Source organism: Microbacterium sp. sgz311019 (assembly GCF_056135325.1).
The window spans coordinates 156738-178468 of sequence record NZ_JBWAXO010000003.1 but is presented as its reverse complement, the minus strand read 5'-3'; the positions used below and the strand labels follow the sequence as shown (position 1 = coordinate 178468).

The 21731-nt window shown below is 69.2% G+C and carries 17 protein-coding genes; 9 read left to right on the top strand and 8 right to left on the bottom strand.

The window, feature by feature from the left end; translation table 11 throughout:
- Positions 1-34 precede the first annotated feature (34 nt).
- On the bottom strand, positions 35-481 hold the full coding sequence (locus AC0NZN_RS06300; RefSeq protein WP_474591426.1) for a succinate dehydrogenase hydrophobic membrane anchor subunit: 447 nt from the start codon (positions 479-481) through the stop codon (positions 35-37).
- 13 nt (positions 482-494) lie between these two features.
- Positions 495-929: a succinate dehydrogenase, cytochrome b556 subunit gene (gene sdhC / locus AC0NZN_RS06295; protein ID WP_474591425.1), complete on the bottom strand. Its 435-nt coding sequence runs from the start codon at positions 927-929 to the stop codon at positions 495-497.
- 261 nt (positions 930-1190) lie between these two features.
- Here sdhC and AC0NZN_RS06290 point away from each other — a divergent pair, with 261 nt between their 5' ends.
- The 9 genes from AC0NZN_RS06290 (at position 1191) to AC0NZN_RS06250 (ending at position 11917) form a co-directional block, all read left to right on the top strand.
- Positions 1191-2345, top strand: a complete 1155-nt coding sequence (locus AC0NZN_RS06290; protein WP_474591424.1) for an endo-1,4-beta-xylanase — start codon at positions 1191-1193, stop codon at positions 2343-2345.
- Positions 2346-2440: 95 nt separating this feature from the next.
- On the top strand, positions 2441-3556 hold the full coding sequence (locus AC0NZN_RS06285) for a mannose-1-phosphate guanylyltransferase (RefSeq protein ID WP_474591423.1): 1116 nt from the start codon (positions 2441-2443) through the stop codon (positions 3554-3556).
- A gap of 128 nt (positions 3557-3684) precedes the next feature.
- Positions 3685-4806, top strand: a complete 1122-nt coding sequence (locus AC0NZN_RS06280) for a BMP family lipoprotein (RefSeq protein WP_474591422.1) — start codon at positions 3685-3687, stop codon at positions 4804-4806.
- A 97-nt stretch (positions 4807-4903) separates the two neighbouring features.
- The gene (locus AC0NZN_RS06275) at positions 4904-6421 is read left to right on the top strand and encodes an ABC transporter ATP-binding protein (RefSeq protein ID WP_474591421.1); all 1518 of its coding nucleotides are present in this window, start codon (positions 4904-4906) and stop codon (positions 6419-6421) included.
- The gene (locus tag AC0NZN_RS06270; protein WP_474591420.1) at positions 6418-7788 is read left to right on the top strand and encodes an ABC transporter permease; all 1371 of its coding nucleotides are present in this window, start codon (positions 6418-6420) and stop codon (positions 7786-7788) included. The genes AC0NZN_RS06275 and AC0NZN_RS06270 overlap by 4 nt, the downstream gene beginning before the upstream one ends.
- Positions 7785-9077, top strand: coding sequence for an ABC transporter permease (locus AC0NZN_RS06265; RefSeq protein ID WP_474591419.1), 1293 nt, complete (start codon positions 7785-7787; stop codon positions 9075-9077). The genes AC0NZN_RS06270 and AC0NZN_RS06265 overlap by 4 nt, the downstream gene beginning before the upstream one ends.
- 1 nt (position 9078) lies before the next feature.
- A complete protein-coding gene (locus AC0NZN_RS06260) occupies positions 9079-9480 on the top strand; it encodes a cytidine deaminase (RefSeq protein ID WP_474591418.1) in 402 nt (133 codons plus the stop codon).
- Entirely contained in the window at positions 9477-10778 is a 1302-nt protein-coding gene (locus tag AC0NZN_RS06255; RefSeq protein ID WP_474591417.1) for a thymidine phosphorylase, read from the top strand. The genes AC0NZN_RS06260 and AC0NZN_RS06255 overlap by 4 nt, the downstream gene beginning before the upstream one ends.
- 23 nt (positions 10779-10801) lie before the next feature.
- A complete protein-coding gene (locus AC0NZN_RS06250) occupies positions 10802-11917 on the top strand; it encodes an adenosine deaminase (RefSeq protein ID WP_474591416.1) in 1116 nt (371 codons plus the stop codon).
- A 796-nt stretch (positions 11918-12713) separates the two neighbouring features.
- Here the strand turns inward: AC0NZN_RS06250 and AC0NZN_RS06245 are convergent.
- The 6 genes from AC0NZN_RS06245 to AC0NZN_RS06220 are packed head-to-tail and all read right to left on the bottom strand — an operon-like array spanning position 12714 to position 21616.
- A complete protein-coding gene (locus AC0NZN_RS06245; RefSeq protein ID WP_474591415.1) occupies positions 12714-13436 on the bottom strand; it encodes a TSUP family transporter in 723 nt (240 codons plus the stop codon).
- A 22-nt stretch (positions 13437-13458) separates the two neighbouring features.
- On the bottom strand, positions 13459-16314 hold the full coding sequence (locus AC0NZN_RS06240) for a glycoside hydrolase family 2 TIM barrel-domain containing protein (RefSeq protein WP_474591414.1): 2856 nt from the start codon (positions 16312-16314) through the stop codon (positions 13459-13461).
- Positions 16311-18416, bottom strand: coding sequence for an alpha-galactosidase (locus AC0NZN_RS06235; protein ID WP_474591413.1), 2106 nt, complete (start codon positions 18414-18416; stop codon positions 16311-16313). Before AC0NZN_RS06235 ends, AC0NZN_RS06240 begins: the two co-directional genes overlap by 4 nt.
- Before the next feature lie 8 nt (positions 18417-18424).
- On the bottom strand, positions 18425-19357 hold the full coding sequence (locus AC0NZN_RS06230; protein ID WP_474591412.1) for a carbohydrate ABC transporter permease: 933 nt from the start codon (positions 19355-19357) through the stop codon (positions 18425-18427).
- Positions 19354-20319 (bottom strand): carbohydrate ABC transporter permease, encoded by a 966-nt coding sequence (locus AC0NZN_RS06225; protein WP_474591411.1) that lies wholly within the window; start codon positions 20317-20319, stop codon positions 19354-19356. The genes AC0NZN_RS06230 and AC0NZN_RS06225 overlap by 4 nt, the downstream gene beginning before the upstream one ends.
- A 13-nt stretch (positions 20320-20332) precedes the next feature.
- On the bottom strand, positions 20333-21616 hold the full coding sequence (locus AC0NZN_RS06220; RefSeq protein ID WP_474591410.1) for an ABC transporter substrate-binding protein: 1284 nt from the start codon (positions 21614-21616) through the stop codon (positions 20333-20335).
- Between the last annotated feature and the right edge of the window lie 115 nt (positions 21617-21731).

Below are 21731 nucleotides of genomic sequence, written 5' to 3'. Positions count from 1 at the left end.
ATCCTGGTGCGTCGCTGTCGTCCCTGCGCAGGCCTCAGGCCTTGCAGATGGCGGCCAGCTCGCTGCCCGGAGTCACTCCCAGGCAGGGGTCGAAGGTGAAGACGACCAGCGTGCCGAGGAGGATGAGGAATGCGGCCGCCAGCCAGAGCGCCCAGACCATCACGCGGCGCGTGCCTGCGTGGGTCACGTAGTCGTTGACGATCGTCCGCATGCCGTTCGCGCCGTGGATGAGGGCGAGCCAGAGCATGATGACGTCCCACCACTGCCAGAACGGCGTGGCGTACTTGCCCGCGACGAACGCGAAGTCGATCTGGCGCACGCCGTCGCCGGCGACGAGGTTGATGAACAGATGGCCGAAGATGAGGACCACGAGCAGCACGCCCGACGCGCGCATGTAGATCCAGCCCCACTTCTCGAGGTTGGATCCCCTGCGACGGGAGGGTGCCGGGGTGCGGGGAGCGGCGATGGTTTCGGAGGTCATGTCGTCGTCTCCCTTACTTCGTGCCGGACATCTCGGCCACGATGACCATGAGCTGGCGGGGGACGAATCCGAGCATCGTGATCGCCCACAGCCCGATGACGCCCCACCACAGCTGGCGCTGGTAGCGGGCGCCCTTCGACCACAGGTCGACGACGATGATGCGCAGGCCGTTGAACGCGTGATAAGTGATGGCTGCGACCAGCACGATCTCGCCGAGCCCCATGATCGGGTTCTTGTAGGTGCCGATCACCGCGTCGTACGCGGCCGGTGACACGCGGATGAGCGCGGTGTCGAGGATGTGCACCAGCAGGAAGAAGAAGATCGCCACGCCGGTGATGCGGTGCAGGACCCAGGACCACATGCCCTCGCGGCCGCGGTACAGCGTGCCGCGCGGGACTTTCGAGGTGGTTTCCGAGATCTGCGGTGTGAGGCGTGCTGGTGCGGACACGGCCGTCCTCCCTGATCGAAAACGGTGGGCTTCGAGCCCTGGGGGAGGGGCTGGGGAGCCCCTGGCGTCGCGCGGGCGCCTCATTCATCCTATTCCCAGCCACGAGGTACCCCGGACCGGACGGGCTCGCAGTCGGCATCGTCGAAAACCGTTCGAAACTCTTTGACCTCTGCGCAGGCGTCGCGCAGGATTTAGCGGGCAAGACAACATATGCGCCGAATGAGTGGTGCATATGTCCGACGACGATGTCAGGAGTACTTCATGCGCCGATCCATCCGATCGCTTCTCGTGGCCGCTACCGCTGCGGCCATCGTCCTTCCGCTGTGCGCCGCGGCGTCCGCACCTCCGGGCTTCAGCCACTCGGACAAGGACTCGTTGCGCAACGCGGCACCGCGTGACCTGGCCATCGGCAGCGCCGTCTGGGGCAAGCGCGAGATCATGGGCTACGACCCCAGCGCGCCCACCCGGTTCCAGCAGGTGCTCACCGACCAGTTCTCCTCGCTGACGCCGGAGAACGACATGAAATGGGATGCGGTCCACCCCGCCCCGAACGTCTACGACTTCACGTCGGCCGATGCCCTCGTCGCATTCGCGGAGGCCAACCACCAGAAGGTACGCGGCCACAACCTGCTGTGGCACAGCCAGAATCCGGCATGGGTCACCGAGTCGAGCCCTACCTGGACGTGCGATCAGGCCCGATCCGTGCTCAAGGACCACATCGAGACTGTGGTCGGGCACTTCAAGGGCCGGATCTACCAGTGGGACGTCGCGAACGAGATCTTCCAGGACACTTGGGAGCCCGGCGGGGTTCAGCTGCGGACCACCGCCAACCCCTTCCTGCACGCCTGTGCAGCGGATCCGGTCGCACTCCTCGAGGATGCGTTCCGCTGGGCGCACACCGCAGACCCGGCCGCCGTGCTGTTCATGAACGACTACAACGCGGAAGGCATCAACGAGAAGACCGACGCGTACTACGCGCTCGCGAAGCGCATGCTGGCCGATGGCGTGCCCCTCGGCGGGATGGGCGCACAGGGTCACCTGAGCCTCCTGTACGGGTACGACACCTCTCTGCAGGCCGAGCTCGAGCGCTTCGCCGCTCTGGGGCTCCAGGTCGCGATCACCGAGGCGGACGTGCGCATCCCGCTCCAGGCCGGTGAGACGGGTCCGACGCCGGCCCAGGTCGCCGAGCAGACGCATCGCTACGACGCGATGCTCCAGGCCTGCCTGAACGTCTCGGCGTGCACGTCCTTCACCGTCTGGGGCTTCCCGGACTCCAAGTCGTGGGTCCCCGCGGTCTTCCCCGGCGAGGGCTGGGCGACGATCTTCGAGAACGACTACTCGCCGAAGCCCGCGTTCGACGCCATGCTCGCATCGCTTCGCGACGCGACGCCGGGGACCTCGCCCCGGCAGGGCTGATCCCGTCCGGCGGCACCCGGCCGTGCGCCGGGTGCCGCCGGATCCTGTCGTGCGGCTCTCGGGGACGATCAGCATCGCCCGGTAGCCTGGAGCGCATGCCGCAGCCGATCGAAGACTTCTATGCTGTGATCCCCGCGGGGGGTGTCGGCAGCCGCCTCTGGCCGTTGTCGCGGGCGGACGCGCCGAAATTCCTCCACGACCTCACGGGCTCCGGTCAGACGCTGCTGCGCGATACGTGGGATCGCCTCGAGCCGCTCGCCGGGGCGGATCGCATCGCCGTCGTCACGGGGCGCGCCCACCGCGCCGCGGTGGAGAAGGAGCTGCCCGGCATCCCGGACAAGAACGTCTTCCTCGAGTCGGAGCCGCGCGAGTCGGCCGCCGCGATCGGGTTGGCAGCGGCCATCCTGAGCCGGCGTGAGCCGGACGTCATCATCGGCTCGTTCGCAGCCGACCACGTCATCCGGGGCCTGCGGACCTTCGAGTTCGCCGTGCAGCAGGCGGTCGCCGTCGCACGCGAGGGATACATCTGCACCATCGGCATCCAGCCGACCGAGCCGTCGATCGGATTCGGCTACATCCTGAAGGCCGGCGAGCTGCCCGTCGACGGCGCGCCCGAGGCGGCGTTCGTCGAGCGATTCGTCGAGAAGCCCGACCTCGAGACGGCGAAGGAGTACTTCGCCGACCGCCGCTACCTCTGGAACGCGGGCATGTTCATCTCACGCGCCGACGTCCTCCTGGGCGAGATCGCCGAGCAGGACCCGCACCTGTACGCGGGGCTCATGGACCTGGCGGAGGCCTGGGACGACCGCGATCGCCGCGGTCCTGTCGTCGACCGCGTGTGGCCGACCCTCACCAAGATCGCCATCGACTACGTCGTGGCGGAGCCGGCGGCGGCCAAGGGGCGTCTCGCGGTGATCCCCGGCCACTTCGACTGGGACGACGTCGGCGACTTCGCGAGCCTCGCCAAGCTCAACTCGGGCGGCCGCAAGAACGACCTCGCGATCCTCGGCCAGAACGCCCGCGTCCTCGCCGACGCCTCCAGCGGGATCGTCGTCTCGCAGACCTCTCGCGTGATCTCCCTGATCGGGGTGCACGACATCGTCGTGGTCGACACGGACGACGCTCTCCTGGTCACCACGAGTGAGAACGCGCAGCGCGTGAAGGGCATCGTGGACGCCCTCAAGATGAACGGCGGAACCGACGTCCTCTGAGCCCGCTTATTTCGGGTTCATAACCATTCACCTCAGGCGCTTTGCCAGCATGCAAATCGGCGGTCATGCTGGGTAACTTCTATACAGCCCTCGCGAGATCCGCTGGGGAAAAGACGTGGAGGCGTGAGTTGACCATCTCTACCACTCGCAAGCTGATCGGCGCTGGGGTTGCCGCGAGCCTGCTCCTTGCCCTCGCCGGCTGCGGCTCGGCGCCGACCGCTACCTCGAGCAGCAGCGGCGCGAAGGCCGTCGCCGGATTCAAGCCCTGCATCGTCTCCGACAGCGGCGGTTTCAACGACCACTCGTTCAACGAGTCGGCGTTGAACGGCATGAAGGAGGCAGCCGACTCGCTCGGCATCAAGTTCACCCAGGTGACCTCCAAGTCGGCGAGCGACTACACCCCGAACATGCAGGCGCTCGTCGCGGGCGGCTGCAACTACATCGTCTCGGTGGGCTTCAACCTCTCCGCCGCGACGATCGAGTCCGCCAAGGCGAACCCGAAGATCGACTACGCCATCGTGGACGACCCGGCCGACGCGAACAACGACGGCAAGACGGATGCTCCGAACATCAAGCCGCTCCTGTTCGACACCGCGCAGGCGGCCTACCTCGGCGGCTACGCCGCGGCGGCCTACTCGCACGCTCAGAAGGTCGGCACCTTCGGCGGCATGCAGATCCCGCCGGTGTCGATCTACATGGACGGCTTCGTCGACGGCGTCGCCAAGTACAACACCGACAAGAGCAAGAACGTCCAGTCGTTCGGGTGGGACAAGGCGACCCAGAAGGGCTCCTTCACCGGTGGCTTCGCCGCCAACGACACGGCCAAGCAGACCGCTCAGGGCATCCTGGACCAGGGTGCTGACGTCATCCTGCCCGTCGGCGGACCGATCTACCTGAGCGCTGCCGCGGCGATCCGCGCGCAGGGCAAGGACACGGTCATGCTCGGCGTCGACAGCGACTTCGCCGTCGCCGACCCGAGTGTCGCCGACATCACCCTGGTGTCGATCCTCAAGCGGATCGACGTCGCCGTGCGCGACGCCGTCATGCAGGGCGGGCAGGGCAAGTTCGACGCGACGACCTATGTCGGCACGCTGAAGAACGAAGGCGTCGGCCTCTCGAGCTTCCACGACTTCGAGTCGAAGCTTCCTTCCGGCCTGACGGACGACCTGAAGAAGCTGCAGCAGGACATCATCGACGGCAAGATCGTCGTCCAGTCGCCCTCGACGCCCAAGGCGGCGTCGGCCGGCTGACCCCTGCGAACGACAGCACGAAGCGGCGACCTCGGTCGTCGCTTCGTGCTGTCGGCGCCTCTCCCCGAAGTCCGCACTACCGGATAAGGTGCAGAACATGAAGCTCGAGCTGCGTGGAATCACGAAGCGCTTCGGGTCTTTCACGGCGAACGATCACATCGATGTGACCGTCGAGCCGGGTGAGATCCACGCCCTCCTGGGCGAGAACGGCGCGGGCAAATCCACCCTCATGAACGTCCTCTACGGCCTCTACCAGCCGGAGGAGGGCGAGATCGTCCTCGACGGCGTCGCGCACCACTTCCGCGGTCCGGGCGATGCCATGAGCGCCGGCATCGGCATGGTGCACCAGCACTTCATGCTGGTCCCGGTCTTCACGGTCGCCGAGAACGTCATGCTCGGTCACGAGCAGACGAGGGCGCTCGGCTCGCTCGACCTCGCCGCGGCGCGCGCGCACGTCCGCAACGTCGCCCAGCGCTTCGGCTTCGAAGTCGATCCCGACGCCACCGTCGGCGACCTGCCCGTCGGCGTGCAGCAGCGCGTCGAGATCATCAAGGCCCTCTCACGGGATGCCAAGATCCTGGTCTTCGATGAGCCCACCGCGGTCCTCACGCCGCAGGAGACCGACGAGCTGATGACGATCATGCGCCAGCTGCGCGACGAGGGCACGTCGATCGTGTTCATCACGCACAAGCTGCGCGAGGTGCGCGAGGTCGCGGACCGCATCACCGTCATCCGCCTCGGCAAGGTCGTGGGCGAGGCGAGCCCGACGGCCTCCAACACCGAACTGGCCTCCATGATGGTCGGCCGCGCGGTCGAACTCACGGTGCACAAGGATGCGCCGCGGGTGAAGCCGACCGGCGGTCTGGAGGTGCGCGATCTGCGCGTCATCTCGCCCAACGGCACGGTGCTCGTCGACGGCATCTCGTTCGACGTCCGCCCCGGCGAGATCCTCGCCGTCGCCGGCGTGCAGGGCAACGGCCAGACCGAGCTCACCGAGGCGATCATGGGACTGCACTCCGGCGTCACCGGAGCCATCACCCTCGACGGCACCTCGCTCGTCGGGCGCAGCGTACGCGGTGTGCTCGATGCCGGCGTCGGCTTCGTGCCCGAGGACCGCAACGAGGACGGGCTGGTCGGGGCATTCTCCGTCGCGGAGAACCTCGTTCTCGACCGCTCCAGCGACAAGGCGTTCAGCTCCGCCGGGACGATCAACCGCGGCCTGCTCGCGGATTTCGCGAAGGCGCGGATCGCCGAGTTCGACATCCGCACACAGGGGCCGCTGGTTGCCGCCGGCGCCCTGTCCGGCGGCAACCAGCAGAAGGTCGTCATCGCACGGGAGCTCAGCCGCGACCTGAAGCTGCTGCTGGCGTCCCAGCCCACCCGCGGCGTCGATGTCGGCTCCATCGAATTCATCCACAAGCGCATCATCGAGACGCGGGATGCTGGCATCCCGGTGCTCGTCGTCTCGACCGAGCTGGACGAGGTCGCGGCGCTCGCCGATCGCATCGCGGTGATGTACCGCGGGGGTATCGTCGGGATCGTGCCGGGCAACACGCCTCGTAGTGTGCTCGGCCTGATGATGGCCGGCGAGCAGCCCGAGGAGTCGGCGGCATGAGCGACAGCATCTCCGACCCGAAGTCCCAACCCGGCGCCGCCTCAGAGGGCGACGTCGCCCTCGAAGCGTCCCCGGGGGCGGTGGCCACGACCGCCACGACCGCGGACACCCCGTCGGGCACCGCGCAGACGATCGAGCCGCCCCCGCGCCAGAACCTGATCATCCGCGACATCATGCGCGGCAGCGTCGTCACGACGATCCTCGCCATCGTTCTGGCGATGCTCGTCGGCGGCATCCTGATCGCGATCACGGACCCCGGCGTGCAGAAGGCGGCGGGCTACTTCTTCGCGCGACCGGGCGACACGCTGGTCGCGATCTGGAACGCCGTCTGGGGCGCGTATTCGGCGCTGTTCCAGGGGTCGATCATCAACTTCAGTGCGACGTCGTTCCAGCAGGCGATCCTGCCGCTCACGAGCACGCTCGGCTTCGCCGCACCGCTCACGGCGGCCGCCCTCGGCGTCGCGCTGGCCTTCCGCGTGGGCCTGTTCAACATCGGCGCCCAGGGGCAGATGCTGATCGCCTGCGCGGCATCCGCGCTGCTGACGTTCAACTTCGGCCTGCCCATGATCCTGCAGCTGCCGATCACACTGATCGTCGGCATCATCGGCGGTGCGCTCTGGGGTGGCATCGTGGGGGTCCTCAAGGCGCGCACAGGCGCCCACGAGGTGATTCTCACGATCATGCTCAACTACATCGCCTTCTATCTCGTGTCGTGGATGGTGCGCACGCCGGGCATGCTGCAGAAGCCCGGCACCAACCAGCCGATCTCCTCGCCGACGCCGCAGAACGCCGTCTTCCCTGCGCTGTTCGGCCCGCAGTACCCGCAGCTGACGTGGGCGTTCCCGGTGGTGCTCGTCGCGACCCTGTTCGTGTGGTGGCTCATCGAGCGCTCGAGCCTCGGCTTCCGCATGCGGGCCGTCGGCGAGAATCCGAGCGCGGCCCGTGCGGCGGGCATCAGCGTGCCGCGGATGTTCGTCTACGCGATGCTGTTCGCGGGTGGCCTCGCGGGTCTCGCGGGCATGATCCAGATCCAGAGCACCATCACGAGCGGGTTCGATGCTGGCATCCACGCGGGCATCGGCTTCGACGCCATCACCGTGGCGCTCCTCGGCCGCAGCCGGGCCTGGGGGACGCTGTTCGCCGGCCTCCTGTTCGGCGCCCTGAAGGCGGGCTCGTTCACGATGCAGGCGCTCCAGGGCATCCCGGTCGACATCGTGCTGGTGGTCCAGTCGCTGATCGTGCTGTTCATCGCGGCCCCGCCGCTCATCCGCGCGATCTTCTTCCTCCCGAAGTCGGAGGCCGAGAAGACGGCGAAGGCCGTTCGCAAGTCCACGAAGAAGGCGGCTCGGAAGGAGGCGGCGGCATGACCATTGCAGAGGCGCAGACCGCGCCGGACGGCACGATCCAGCTCGCCGTCGTCCAGGTCCGCAAGCTCAAGGTGCCGATCACCCTGCTGGTGCTCGTGGCGCTGCTCGGTCTGCTGTTCGTCCTGGCCCCGGCCCACGGCGACACCGTCTACCGCCTCTCGGAGGGCGGAGCGGTGGTGAAGCTCGGCTCGATCTCGGTGCCCGCGCAGCCGGCGATCTGGATCTCGTGGACCCTCGCGGCGCTGCTCGGCGTCTGGTCGCTGATCCTGGCGATCCGGTACCGGCCGACGCCGATGTGGCTGTCGATCGTCTACTCGCTGCTGGCGATGTTCGCGTTCCTGACATGGTCGGGAGCGGGCTCGAGCGCCGCCGTTCCGGTCGTCGGCCTGCTCGGCGGTTCGCTGTCGCTCGCCATTCCGCTCATCTTCGGCGCCCTCGGAGGTGTGATCGGCGAGCGGGCCGGCGTCGTCAACGTCGCGATCGAGGGTCAGTTCCTCCTCGGCGCGTTCACGGCCACCATCCTCGGCAGCATCACGAAGAACCCGTTCGTGGGTCTGGTCGGCGCCATGATCGGCGGCGTCCTCGTCGCAGCCGTGCTGGCAGTGTTCGCGATCAGGTACATCGTCGAGCAGGTCATCGTCGGCGTCGTGCTCAACGTGCTGGTGTCGGGCCTCACCGGCTTCCTCTACACCGCGGTGGTCGCGCCCAACGCCGCCGCGCTGAACAGCCCGGTGCCGTTCAAGCCGGTCCCCATCCCGCTGCTGTCGCAGATCCCGGTCATCGGGCCGGTGCTGTTCGCCCAGACGTTCCTCGTGTACCTCATGTACGTCACGGTGGCGGTCGTGGCCTGGGCGCTGTACCGCACGCGGTGGGGCCTGCGCCTGCGCGCCGTCGGCGAGCACCCGCAGGCCGCTGACACCGTCGGCATCAAGGTGAACCCGACGCGGTTCTGGAACCTGCTGCTCGCGGGCGCGATCGCCGGCATCGGCGGCGCCTACTTCACCCTCGTCTCGGTGCCGAACTTCACCAAGGACATGACGGCAGGTCTCGGCTTCATCGCCCTCGCCGCGGTCATCTTCGGCCGGTGGGACCCGATCCGGGCGACCCTCGCCGCGCTGCTGTTCGGCTTCGCGTCGAACCTGCAGAACCTGCTCAACGTGCTCGGGACGCCGATTCCGAGCGAGTTCATGCTGATGCTGCCGTACGTCGTGACGATCCTCGCGGTCGTCGGGTTCGCGGGGCAGATCCGCGCACCTGCCGCGGACGGCAAGCCGTACATCAAGGGGTGACGTGACCGATATCGATTGGGATGAGCTGCGCGCGGCGGCGACGGATGCGATGCACAGGGCGTATGCCCCGTACTCGCGGTTCAAGGTGGGCGCGGCCGCACTCGTGTCGGATGGCCGGATCGTCGCCGGTTGCAACGTCGAGAACGCCTCCTACGGCGTCACGCTGTGCGCGGAGTGCGGGCTCGTCTCCGAGCTGCACATGAGCGGCGGGGGCCAGCTGGTCGCGTTCGTGTGCGTGGACGGCGACGGCCGGACGCTCATGCCGTGCGGACGCTGCCGGCAGCTCCTCTTCGAGCACGCGCTGCCCGGAATGCTGCTCGAGACGGTGTCCGGCATCCGCACCATCGACGAGGTGCTGCCCGACGCGTTCGGCCCGCGCGACCTCGAGGACGCAGCCCGATGAGTGTGGAGGCCTTCGACGCCGTCGACGTCATCCGCACGAAGCGCGATGGCGGCGCGGTCCCGGAGGGCGCACTGCGCTGGATGGTGGATGCCTACACCCGCGGCTACGTGACCGATCCGCAGATGGCCGCCTTCGCGATGGCGGTGTTCCTCCGGGGGATGAGCCGCGACGAGATCCGCGTCATGACCGACGCCATGATCGCGTCGGGAGAGCGGATGAGCTTCGCGTCCCTCGGCAAGCCGACCGCGGACAAGCACTCGACCGGCGGCGTCGGCGACAAGATCACGCTGCCCCTCGCACCCCTCGTGGCCTGCTTCGGCGTCGCCGTGCCGCAGCTGTCCGGCCGCGGACTCGGCCACACGGGCGGCACGCTCGACAAGCTCGAGTCGATCCCGGGCTGGCGCGCGGCGCTCACCAACGAGGAGATGTTCGACCAGCTCCGCGATCTCGGCCCGGTCATCTGCGCGGCAGGATCGGGACTCGCGCCGGCGGACAAGAAGCTCTACGCGCTGCGCGACGTCACCGGCACGGTCGAGGCCATCCCGCTCATCGCCTCGAGCATCATGTCCAAGAAGATCGCCGAGGGCACGGGCGCGCTCGTGCTGGACGTGAAATTCGGGTCGGGTGCGTTCATGCAGGACATCGACCGCGCCCGCGAGCTCGCTCGCACCATGGTCGAGCTGGGCACGGATTCGGGCGTCGCGACGACCGCGCTCCTCACCGACATGAACACCCCGCTGGGGCTCACGATCGGCAACGCGAACGAGGTGCGCGAGTCGGTGGAGGTGCTCGCCGGCGGCGGGCCCGCAGATGTCGTGGAGCTCACCGTCGCGCTCGCCCGCGAGATGCTCGCACTCGCCGGTCAGCCGGATGCGGATGTCGAGGCGGCCCTGCACGACGGCCGGGCGATGGATGTGTGGCGCTCGATGATCGCGGCACAGGGCGGCGATCCGGATGCGGCGCTGCCCGAGGCGCGCGAGACCCATGTCGTGACGGCACCCGCGTCGGGCGTCGTGACACGCATGGACGCGCTGCCGTTCGGCGTCGCCGCATGGCGCCTCGGGGCGGGACGCGCCCGCGCCCAGGATCCCGTTGTGCACGCCGCGGGCATCGACCTGCACGTCAAGCCGGGCGACACCGTGGTCGCCGGGCAGCCGGTGCTGACACTGCTCGCAGACGACGCCGCGCGCTTCCCTCGTGCCCTCGAGGCGCTCGAGAACGCGTGGGAGGTCGGGGAGCCGGGGGCGGACTCCGCATCCACTCACCGCTCGCTCGTCCGCGAACGCATCACCGCCTGACTCCCGACTCCCGGAGGAACCACATGCCCATCGATCAGAACGGCGACGCGCTCGTCGACGGCGTCTCGCTGCGCGGCCTGCCCAAGGTCTCGCTGCACGATCATCTCGACGGCGCGCTGCGGCCGCAGACGATCCTCGAGCTCGCCGACGAGGCGGGCGTCGAGGTGCCCGAGTCCGACGCGGGCGCCCTTGCCGATTGGTTCGCGGAGCGCAGCGACTCCGGGTCGCTCGTCGAGTACCTCAAGACCTTCGACCTGACGACGGCTGTCATGCAGACCTCCGAGTCGCTCACCCGCGTCGCGCGCGAGTTCGTCGAGGACCTCGCAGCCGACGGCGTGATCTACGGTGAGGTGCGCTGGGCTCCCGAGCAGCACCTGAGCGGCGGGCTCAGTCTCGAGGAGGCCGTCGAGGCAGTCCAGCAGGGCATCGAGGAGGGGGAGGATGCCGCGGAGTCCCGCGGCCACGACATCCGTGTCGGGCAGCTCGTCTCCGCGATGCGGCACCTCGATCGCTCCCTCGAGGTCGCCGAGCTGGCGGTGGCGTTCCGCAGCCGCGGAGCTGTCGGCTTCGACATCGCCGGGCCCGAGGACGGCTTCCCCCCGTCGCGCCACCGCCCGGCGTTCGAGTACCTCGCCTCCGAGTTCTTCCCCGTGACGATCCACGCCGGCGAGGCAGCCGGACTGGACTCGATCCGCTCCGCCCTCATCGACGGTCGCGCCCTGCGCCTCGGGCACGGCGTGCGGATCGCCGAGGACCTGGATGTCATCTCGCGTGCCGGCGACGAGGTGCTCGTCCAGTTCGGCGACCTGGCGCGGTGGGTGCGCGACCGCGAGATCCCGCTCGAGCTCTCGCCCTCGTCGAACCTTCAGACCGGCGCCATCGAGCGCTGGGGGACCGAACTCGCCGATCACCCGTTCGACCTGCTGTACCAGCTCGGGTTCTCGGTGACCGTGAACGTCGACAACCGCACGATGAGCCGCACCTCGCTGACCCGCGAGCTCGCCCTGCTGGTCGAGACCTTCGAATACGACCTGGACGACCTCGAGGTCTTCCAGCTGAACGCCGCGGCCGGCGCCTTCCTCCCGGTGGAGGAGCGCGAGGAGCTCATCGACCTCATCACCGACGGCTTCGACGTCTGAGCTCCTGCTCCGGTCTGCAGACCTCCACGGATCCTCGGCCCACGCACCGCACACGGGGCGCGCGCGCCGGCTGCGGACAGGATCCGTGGAGTTCGGCAGACGGGACGCGCGGTGCGCGAGGAGATCTCGGCGATATCCGACTCGTCGACGAATCCGTGATGCCACGCGCTGTCGAGTGTCGCGATGGCGTCCCGCGGCGACTGACATCGGCACGCCTGCACCAGCGCCCCGATGAGGTCGACCTAGGGCTTCAGGCTCAGCATCCACGTACCGCCAATGCGCGATGACCTCGCGGGGTCGCACCGGCAGGCGCGTCGTGCCAGGCGTGAACTGCACGTGGGAGGGGGAGCCGTCGCGGACGAACACGCCGAGCAAGGCCAGAAGCGAGACGCAATCCAGTCGACCTCCGTATCGCGCCGCGTCGGCCAGGGACGGGTGGGTGCCCGGCGTGATGTAGCGGCCTTTCCGCACCCGCGACGGCGTCCCCGCCGCGACCTGGGAGGCCACGCGGTGGCGGGAAAGGCCCATCTCCGCCAGCTGGCGGGAACTGAGGAAGGTGGCGGACAGGACGGCGTTCGCCCTGGGCGCGGATGTCATCGGTCGGCATCCGTCCAGCGAAGACGGTGGGCCGAGTCCGATCGCCCTGGTGCGTTCACAGTGTGCAAAGCAGCCGGCTCTCCACCTCGCGGGAGGAGAACGCCTGCGGAACTCCACGGATCCGACGCGATCCAGCGTGCGGATGCGGCAAGGCGCCTCGACCAGGTCCGATCCGTGGAGTCGAGCAGACCGAACGACGTCAGGCGACGAGCGCGAGGATGCCGCGGATGAGCACGACGGACGCGCCCGCCCAGGCCAGCACGAGCATCGCGATGCGGGCGATCCGTGGCGATACGTTGCGGACGAGGATCGACCCGATCGCGATGCCGGCGATCGTCACGGCGACGAGCATCCACACGTCCTGGGCAGGCGCGGCGGGCAGGCCGCGGAGGGCGACCGAGGCCACGTCGAACACGACGAAGATGACCTGCGCGCTCGCCGCGAAGCTGCGCTGGGCCCAGCGGTCGCCGACGGCGTACGCGGCCAGTGGCGGCCCGGAGAGGCCGCTGGCCACGTTCATGAAGCCGCCGGCGGCCCCGGCGACGACCGCGCCGGTGCGACCGGTCAGCGAGCCGGAGAGGGCGCGGATGCGTCCCGCGACCAGGGCGAAGAACGCCATCGCCGCGATGAGCAGGAGGAGCGCGGCATCCGGCAGCACCCTGACGAAGAGCGCGCCCAGCGGGGCTGCGAGCAGGCCCGGCCAGATCAGCCACCAGGTGCGCCGCCGATCGACGTGGCGCCACACCAGCGGGACGGCGCTGAGCGATGCCACGAACGCGAGGAGCACGGCGATGGTGACGCCCTCGACGGGCCCGTAGAGCAGCACGATCGGGCCGACGAGCACGAGGACGAATCCGAGTCCCGTGATGCGCTGGATGACGGCCGCGATGAACGCGGCGATTCCGGCCAGGACGAGGGTCACCAGCCGATGGTAGTCGAGGTGCTCAGGGCAGCGGTCGCAGGGCGATCCGAGCCTCGACCGGCGTCGGCTCCAGCCGGTACGGAGGCAGGACGCCCGGCCCGCATGCCCCGGTCCCGACGCCGTGTCGCGCGATGTCGATCGTCAGCCAGCAGCCGGCGGGCGCCGGCGGCAGCTCGAACGGATGCGGCGCCGCGGCCAGCTCGGCATCCGTCCACGGGTTCGCCGTGAAGGCGAAGCCGTCGCCGGTGATCCGCAGGCCGGAGCCGGCGGCATCCGTCATCTCCAGCTCCGTGACCCGCGCGCGCGATCCGCTCTCCTGCGGCCGCACGTAGTCGGTGCGCAGCTGCGCGAGCGTCGCCTCCCACGTGCCGAGGCGCTGGCCGAGGCCCGTGTCGGGGTACGCCTGGCCGGGGCCGAGGCCGATCCAGCGCGCCGTCGGGGCGAACGGCAGATGGATGCGGAGCCCGACGCGCGCCCAGGTGCACGGCCACGCGCCGTCCGGGTCGACGCGCACCCGCACGCCGACCGAATCCCCGTCCGACTCGTAGCGGAGCTCGAGGAGCGCACCCCAGCCGAAGACGGCGGGGGCCACCCGCGAGCGCACGATGACCGCCTTCGGCTCGACGTCGACACCGAGCACGCGGGCGGTGAGCCGCGGGAGCTCGGCGGCCTCCCACTCCGCCGCCTCGGGAGGGTCCAGCTCACGGCCGGTGGAGGGCGCTGCGTGCGCGGCGCCGAGGTCGTTGTCGGTCGGCGCGCGCCACAGCACGAGTTCCGGGCCGGCGAGGTCGAGTCCGCCGAGGGCGAGGCGACCCGAGATGGCGTCGATCGTCGCGGGGCCGAGACGGATGCTGCGCCCCGTGCGCTCCGGTGCGGCCGAGGCCGCCGGCGCCGACGGTGCGACGGGTGCCCCACGCTGCGCCCACGCGACCTCGTGCCCGGCGGGCGCCCAGCTCGTGTCGGCCCCGAGCACGGCCGCGACCGTCAGGAGCCCGGCACCCCGCGCGTCGGGTGGCAGGGGGATCGTCGCCGACTCCCCGGGCCCGAGGTCGGGAAGATCGAAGGTGCCGTCCACGTCGCCGGCGGACCACACCCCCCGCAGGTGCGCGAGGTCGACGACGTCGTGGCGGTTCTCGACGGCGACGCTGTCTTCGCCGACGATGAGGCGGATGGGCGCGAAGACCTTCGCGACGTCGGCGAGACCCGGTCGCGGCCGGCGAGCCGCATCCACAAGTCCGTCGGCGACGAAGTTGCCGTCGTGCACGTGCTCGCCGAAGTCGCCGCCGTAGGCGTAGAACTCGCGCCCGTCGGCCGTGTGCCGGCGGATCCCGTGCTCCAGCCACTCCCAGATGAAGCCGCCGATCAGGCGGTCGCTCGACTCGAAGAGGTCCTGGTACTCGCGGAGTCCGCCCGGGCCGTTGCCCATCGCGTGTGCGTACTCGCACAGGACGAACGGCATGCCGCGGCGGCGCGCATCCAGGGCCGGGACGTCGAGGGGCTCCTCCACGCCACGGGCGATGAGGGCGACCTCCTCGGGGTGCGCGTACATGCGGGAGTAGACGTCGACGTGCGCCGACGACCGGTCTCCCTCGTAGTGCAGCGGGCGCGAGGCATCCCGCCGGCGCGCCTCGTCGGCCATGGCGGCGACGTTGCACCCCGCGTACGACTCATTGCCGAGGGACCACATGATGACGCTCGCGTGGTTGCGGTCGCGCTCGACCGTGCGCGCCATGCGGTCGCGCAGCGCCGCCTCGTAGGCGGGATCGTCGGTCGGGTTGCCCTGCCAGCCGACGTACTCGAAGCCGTGCGTCTCGAAGTCGCACTCGAGGACGACCCAGAATCCGAGCTCGTCGGCGAGCGCCGGGAAATCGGGATGCGGTGGGTAGTGCGAGGTGCGGATGGCGTTGATGTTGTGCTGCTTCATGAGTCGCAGCTCATGCTCGACGACCTCGCGCGGCACGACGCGGCCGAGGTCGGGGTGGTGCTCGTGCCGGTTGACGCCCCGCAGCAGCAGCGGCCGCTCGTTCACGAGCAGACGGACGCCGTCGATGCGGATGGTGCGGAAGCCGATGCGCAGGCGTGCGGTCTCCGCGCGGGAGACCACCTCGAGGTCGTAGAGCCGCGGCGACTCCGCCGACCAGGGCTCCGCGGCGATCGACGCCGTCTCGCCGGCGGCGAGGTCGAGGCCGAGCTCGGGCACGCGAACGCGGACGGACCCCGCATCGTCGTCCTCGGCATCCACCTCCACGCGCAGCATCCCCCTGCCGTCGGTCCACTCGGCCTCGACGCGCACGTCGCGGATGCCGCCGGCGGGCCGGTCGAGCACGGTGACCGAGCGGAAGATCCCGGGGAGCCACCACATGTCCTGGTCCTCGAGGTAGCTCGTGGCGGCCCATCGCGCGACGCGGATGACGAGCAGGTTCGACCCGGGGCGGACGGCATCCGTGATGTCGAACTCGTGGACGAGGCGGCTGCCGCGGGTCGTGCCGACCAGGATGCCGTTGAGCACGACCGTCCCTGCGGCATCGACGCCGTCGAGCCGAAGGAGGGTGCGACCGCCCGGAGCCCAGTCGAAGCGCACGGCGTGATCGCCGATGCGGTTGTCGTCGGGCACGTGCGGGGGCTCGACAGGGAAGGGGAAGCGCTTGTTGGCGTAGAGCGGAGCGCCGTGTCCGTGCATCGGCCAGCTCGAGGGCACCGGGATGCGCTCCCACGAGGCGATGTCGAGGCCGGCATCGGCGAGGTCCTCAGGGGCCGTGGCGGGGGAGTCCGACCATCGCACGGCCCACTCGCCGTCGAGGGTCAGGGCGCGCGCATCCGTCTCGAATCGCGCACGTGGCGCGCACGTGCCCTGCGGCACGACGTCGGGAGCCGTCATGCGATCGCCGTCGCCTCGAGCACGATCGCGTGTTCCGGCCGCAGCGCCGGCATCGGCAGCCCGATATCGGCGAGCGCTGCTCCCGTGAGCTCGACGGGATCGGGGAACCAGCTCGGATGCCGACGGTCCTGTGCGGCGTGGCGGTCCACGTGCAGCCCGAGCCGCACCCGGTACACGCGCTCGCGGTCAAGGCCCGGGAAGGTGATCGGCGGCGGCAGCTCGGCCGGCGTCGCAGCCAGCACGGCCCACACGAACACGGCGTTCGACCGGTCGTCGGCGACGACCCCGGTGACACTCGTCGACGGATCGAGGTCGTCGGCGTGCACGAGGCGCCCCGAGTGCAGGAGCTCGCGGTGCTCCTTGTAGAACGTGATCGCGTCTGCCAGCTCGGAAAGGTCGGCTTCGGAGGCCGTGCGCACGTCCCACTCGATGCCGAAGTGGCCGATGAGCGCCGTGATCGCGCGGAAGGACAGGTCGTGCGTGCGGCCGGTGGTGTGCGCGGTCGGCGGCCCGACGTGCGAGCCGACGAGCTCCGGAGGCAGCAGGACGTGCGTGCCGCGCTGGATGTACTGCCGCTCCAGTGCGTCGTTGGTGTCGGATGCCCAAACGCGGTCGGTGCGCTGGAGGATGCCCAGGTCGACGCGCGCACCCCCGGAGGAGCACGATTCGATCTCGATGTCGGGGTGCCGCGCACGCAGCTGATCGAAGAGCCGGTACGCGGCGAGCGTCTGCGCGTGGGTGCTCGAGCGGCCTCCCGATCCGAGCTCGGTCTGGTCGCGGTTCTGATCCCACTTGAGGAACTCGATGCCGGGGTACTCCGTGAGAAGGTCGTCCAGGCGAGCGAGGACGTACGCGAACGCCTCGGGGTTCACGAGATCGAGGACCTGCTGCGTCCGCCACTCCGCAGACCGGCGCCCGGCGGGTCCCGAGACCCAGTCGGGATGCTCGCGCACGACGTCGGAGTCCTCATTGACCATCTCCGGCTCGACCCACAGACCGAAGCGCATGCCGTGCGCCTCGACCCGCTCGATGAGCGGCCCGAGCCCCTCGGGCCACACCTCGGGATCCACGACCCAGTCGCCGAGACCACGCGTATCGCGTCGCCTTCCGAGGAACCAGCCGTCGTCGAGCACGAACCGCTCGACGCCGAGCTCGGCCGCCGCGTCGGCCAGCTCCGACAGTTCGTCGAGGTCATGCCGGAAGTAGACGGCCTCCCACGTGTTCAGCACGACCGGCCGCGCGCTGCGCGGGTGACCGGGGCGGGCCCGCAGATGACGGTGGAAGCGCGCGCTGACGCCGTCCAGACCGGCGGTCGAGTGCGCCGCGTACAGCGTCGGGGTGCGGTGGCTCTCACCGGGGGACAGCACGATCTCACCCGCGTGGAGCAGCTCCCCGGCGGCGAGGACCGTGGTGCCCGAGCCGGTCCGCTCGACGCGGTGCTCGTGGTCTCCGCTCCAACCCAGGTGGACGCCCCACACCTCGCCCCGACCGTAGCCGAACCCGCTCGTGCCGACGGCGAGCAGCCCTGTGGCGTCGTGGCCGGTGCGGCCGTGCCGCGCTTCGCGGGTCCATGTGCCGAACCGCACGGCGTGCCGCTGCTCCTGCTTCTCCTTGGCCCAGCGCCCGGCGTAGTCGAGGATCTCGGCGGCGCGGTCGGGCACGGGCAGGGCGATCTCGAGCGCCTCGAGACGATAGACGTCCTCGCCCGTGTTCGTCAGCTCCGCGTCGGCCTGGAGGATGCCGTGCTCGTCGATGTCGAGCGTCAGCTCCAGCGCGAGGCCGTCGCCGGACAGGCGGACGACGGCGCGGCGGGTGTCGGCATCCACCCCCTCGACGACGAGGAGGGGCGAGAACGAGCTGCCGTCGTCGCGGGTCCCGCGGATTCCGGGGCGCCCGCGCCACCCCCGCGACGCCTGCGGCACGAGCGACGGGCGCACCGGGACGTCGAACATCGAGTGCGGCACCGCGGGCACGAGCAGGCTCGCGTCGGGCACGGGCGCGGGCAGCGCCGATCCCCAATGGACGACGACGACGTCGCCGTCGCTGACATCGAGCAGGATGCCGGTGTCCCCGCCCTCCAGATAGATCTGTCGTGCGGGCATGGCGTCCCTCATCCCTTGCTTGCTCCGAGTGTGAGACCGGCGATGAAGTGCCGTTGCAGCAGCAGGTAGATGATCAGGGTCGGGATGACCGTGATCATGGCGCCCGCCGCCAGCAGGTTGTAGTTCGTCAGCCACTCGCCCTTGAGGTTGTTGATGGCGGTGGTGACCGGCAGCCGGTTGCCGCTCTGGATGAACAGCAGCGGCCAGAAGAAGTCGTTGTAGATGAAGATGACCTCGAGGGTGGCCAGAGCCGCGAGCGCGGGCCGGCTGAGCGGCAGCACGATCGACCAGTAGTGGCGCCAGACGCCGGCGCCGTCGACCTTCGCCGCCTCGGACAGTTCGGTCGGCAGGGCCTTCATGAAGTTGGCGAGCACGAAGGTGCAGAACCCGATCTGGAACGCGGTGTTCACCGCGATCACGCTGATGTAGGTGTTCAGCAGGGTGCCCGAGTCGCTGAACCAGTAGGGGAGCTTCAGCAGGCGGAACGCCTCGAACAGCGGCGTCGCGAGCACCTGCGGGGGCAGGAGGTTCCCGGCCGTGAACATGATGAGGAGCGTCAGGCTGAAGGTCCACGAGTAGCGGCTGACGGCGTACGCCATCATCGACGCGAGGAACAGCGTCAGGATGACGGTCGGAACCACGTAGATGACCGAGTTCAGGAAGTAGGTCGAGAACCCGCCCTGGGTCCAGGCGTCGATGTAATTCTGCACGTTGAACGTGCCGCCGAAGGAGAAGTAGCCGTACTTGGCCGTGTCGGCGTAGGGCCGCAGCGAGGTGAAGAGGCTCCATGCGAGGGGCAGGAGCCAGATGAGCGCCATGACGATGAGGAAGATGTACGTCCAGAAGCGCGCACGGCGGGGGCCATGGCGCGGAGCGGCCTCGCGCTTGTCCTGCCCGGTGACGATGGCGCTGGTCGTCAGGGCGTCGGGAGCCGCGGTCATTCGGCGGCCTCCTTTCCGAAGGTGCGGACGAGGTAGAACACGATCGGCACGAGCGAGATCACCAGCAGCACGACGGCGAGAGCCGACCCGATGCCGATGACCTGGCCCTCACCCACGAGGTTGCGCACCACGAGGGCGGAGAGGAGCTCGAGCCCGTTGGTGCCGCCGTTGATGATCCACACGATGTCGAAGGCACGCAGGGCCTCGATGATCGTGATCACGACGACGATGATGTTCGTGGGCCGCATGACGGGGAAGACGACCCGGAAGAAGGTCTGAGCCCCGTTCGCGCCGTCGAGGGCGGCAGCCTCGCGCAGCGACGGGTCGACGCCCTTCAGACCCGCCAGGTACAGGATCATGATGTAGCCCGCGTGACGCCAGGTCGCGGCGATCAGGGCCGCCCACAGGTTCACGCGGGAATCGCCGAACCAGTCCACGGCGTGCGAGGTGCCGGACGTGCCGAGCAGGTGGTTCAGCAGACCGTTGTCCTGCGAGTAGAACAGCTGCCAGATCACGCCGATGAGGGCGAGCGACAGCATGACGGGCACGAAGAAGAAGGACTGGTAGATGCGGGTGCCCCGCAGCGGCCTGTCGAGGAGCACCGCGAGCAGGAGCCCGAGCGGCGTCGCGATCACAGCGAGGAACACCAGCCAGATCACGTTGTGCAGGACCGCCGGCCAGAAAGGGGGGTAGTCCTTGAGGATGTAGAGATAGTTGTCGAGGCCCGCGAAGCGGAGGTTGGTGATCGAGAGGCCGTTCCACTTCGTGAACGAGAGGAAGACGGAGGCGACGGTCGGGATCCAGATGAGGAGCGCCTGGATGAGAGTCGGGATGGCGATCATGATCGCCAGCACGACCTTGTCGCCCCGGGAGAGCTGGCGCAGGCGGCGGCGCCGTGCCGGAGGCTCGGCGGCCTCCGGCACGTGCGACGCGGCGACCGTGTCCGTGCGAATCGCGGTCATCGTCGGATCCTTCTCACTGCTGCGAGTAGAGCTGCTTCGCCTGCGACTCCATGTTGGCGAGGTCGATCGTTCCGGACTTCGTGAAGTTCTGCAGCGCGGGGATCATCACGTTGCTCGCCATGGCCGGCAGCGCATCACGGTCGAAGAACTGGCTGATGTGGCCGGCCTTCGCGATGACCTGCCCGAGCATCTTCGTGAAGTCGCTGTACGACGACGTGTCGGCATCCTTCGCGGTCATGATGTTCGAGGGGTCTGACTTCCAGTACGCGAGCTGCCCCGCGCCGGTCCCCATGAACGCGAGCATGTCCTTCGCCGCCTGCGAGTCGGCGCCCTTCTTCGACAGGCACAGGCCGTCGATGGGGGCCTCCAGCGCCGTCTGGCCCTCCATGGCGATCTCGGGGAACTCGAAGAAGCCGATGTCGGCGGCCACCGCCGGGTCGGTGAACTGCTGCATCACGAACGAGCCGAGCAGGTACATGCCGGCCTGCTTGTTCGCCACCTTCTGGGCGGCGTCCTGCCACGTGAGACCCAGGGCGGCGGGGTCCTGATAGGGCCGGATCTCGTTCCAGGTGTCGAAGACCTTCTTCACCTTGTCCTGGTTCCAGGACTCCTTGTGCGCACAGAGGTCGAGGTGGAACTGGTATCCGTTCAGCCGCATGTTGATGTAGTCGAACGTGCCCATGGCCGGCCAGCCGTCCTTGTCGGCGAACTGGACAGGGACGATCCCGTCGGCCTGCATCTTCTTGGCGAGCGTGACCAGGTCGTCCCACTTGGTGGGCACCGCGTAGCCCTTCTCCTGCCACAGCGACTTCCGGTAGAAGTAGCCCCACGGGTAGTTGTAGTTCGGCACGAAGTACTGCTTGCCGTCGTCGCCGGTCGAGGCGGTCTTCATGGCGTCGCTGTAGTTGCCGCCGACCGTCTTCCAGACGTCGGAGACGTCGCCCAGCAGGTCGTTCTTGGCGAAGTACCGCATGCGGTAGCCGGCGAACCATGTGAAGGCGTCATCCGGGCTGCCCTGCAGGTAGTTGTTGATCTTCTCCTGGAACGAGTTGTGGTCGCTCGTGTTGACGGTGACCTTGTCGCCGGACTTCTTCTCGAAGGCGGCGACGAAGTCGGCGTACGCCTTCTTGGGCACGGGATCCGAGGCGTTCGAGCCGAACGTGAGCGACCCGGTGCCCGTGGAGCTGGGCGCCGACCCGCCCGTGCAGGAGGCGAGCGTCAGGGCAAGCGCGCCCGCCCCGGCGCCGGCGAACAGCTGACGTCGGTTGAGCGTGACGTGAGACAAGGATTGAGGCATTCGCGACTCCTTCGTCGTTGCTGTGATGGCGGTCTACGTGACCGGTCACGGAGAACCTACTCCTGGACCCCCGGCAAGGACAACGGTCCGTCACCGGAGTGTTATCCGTCCGAGG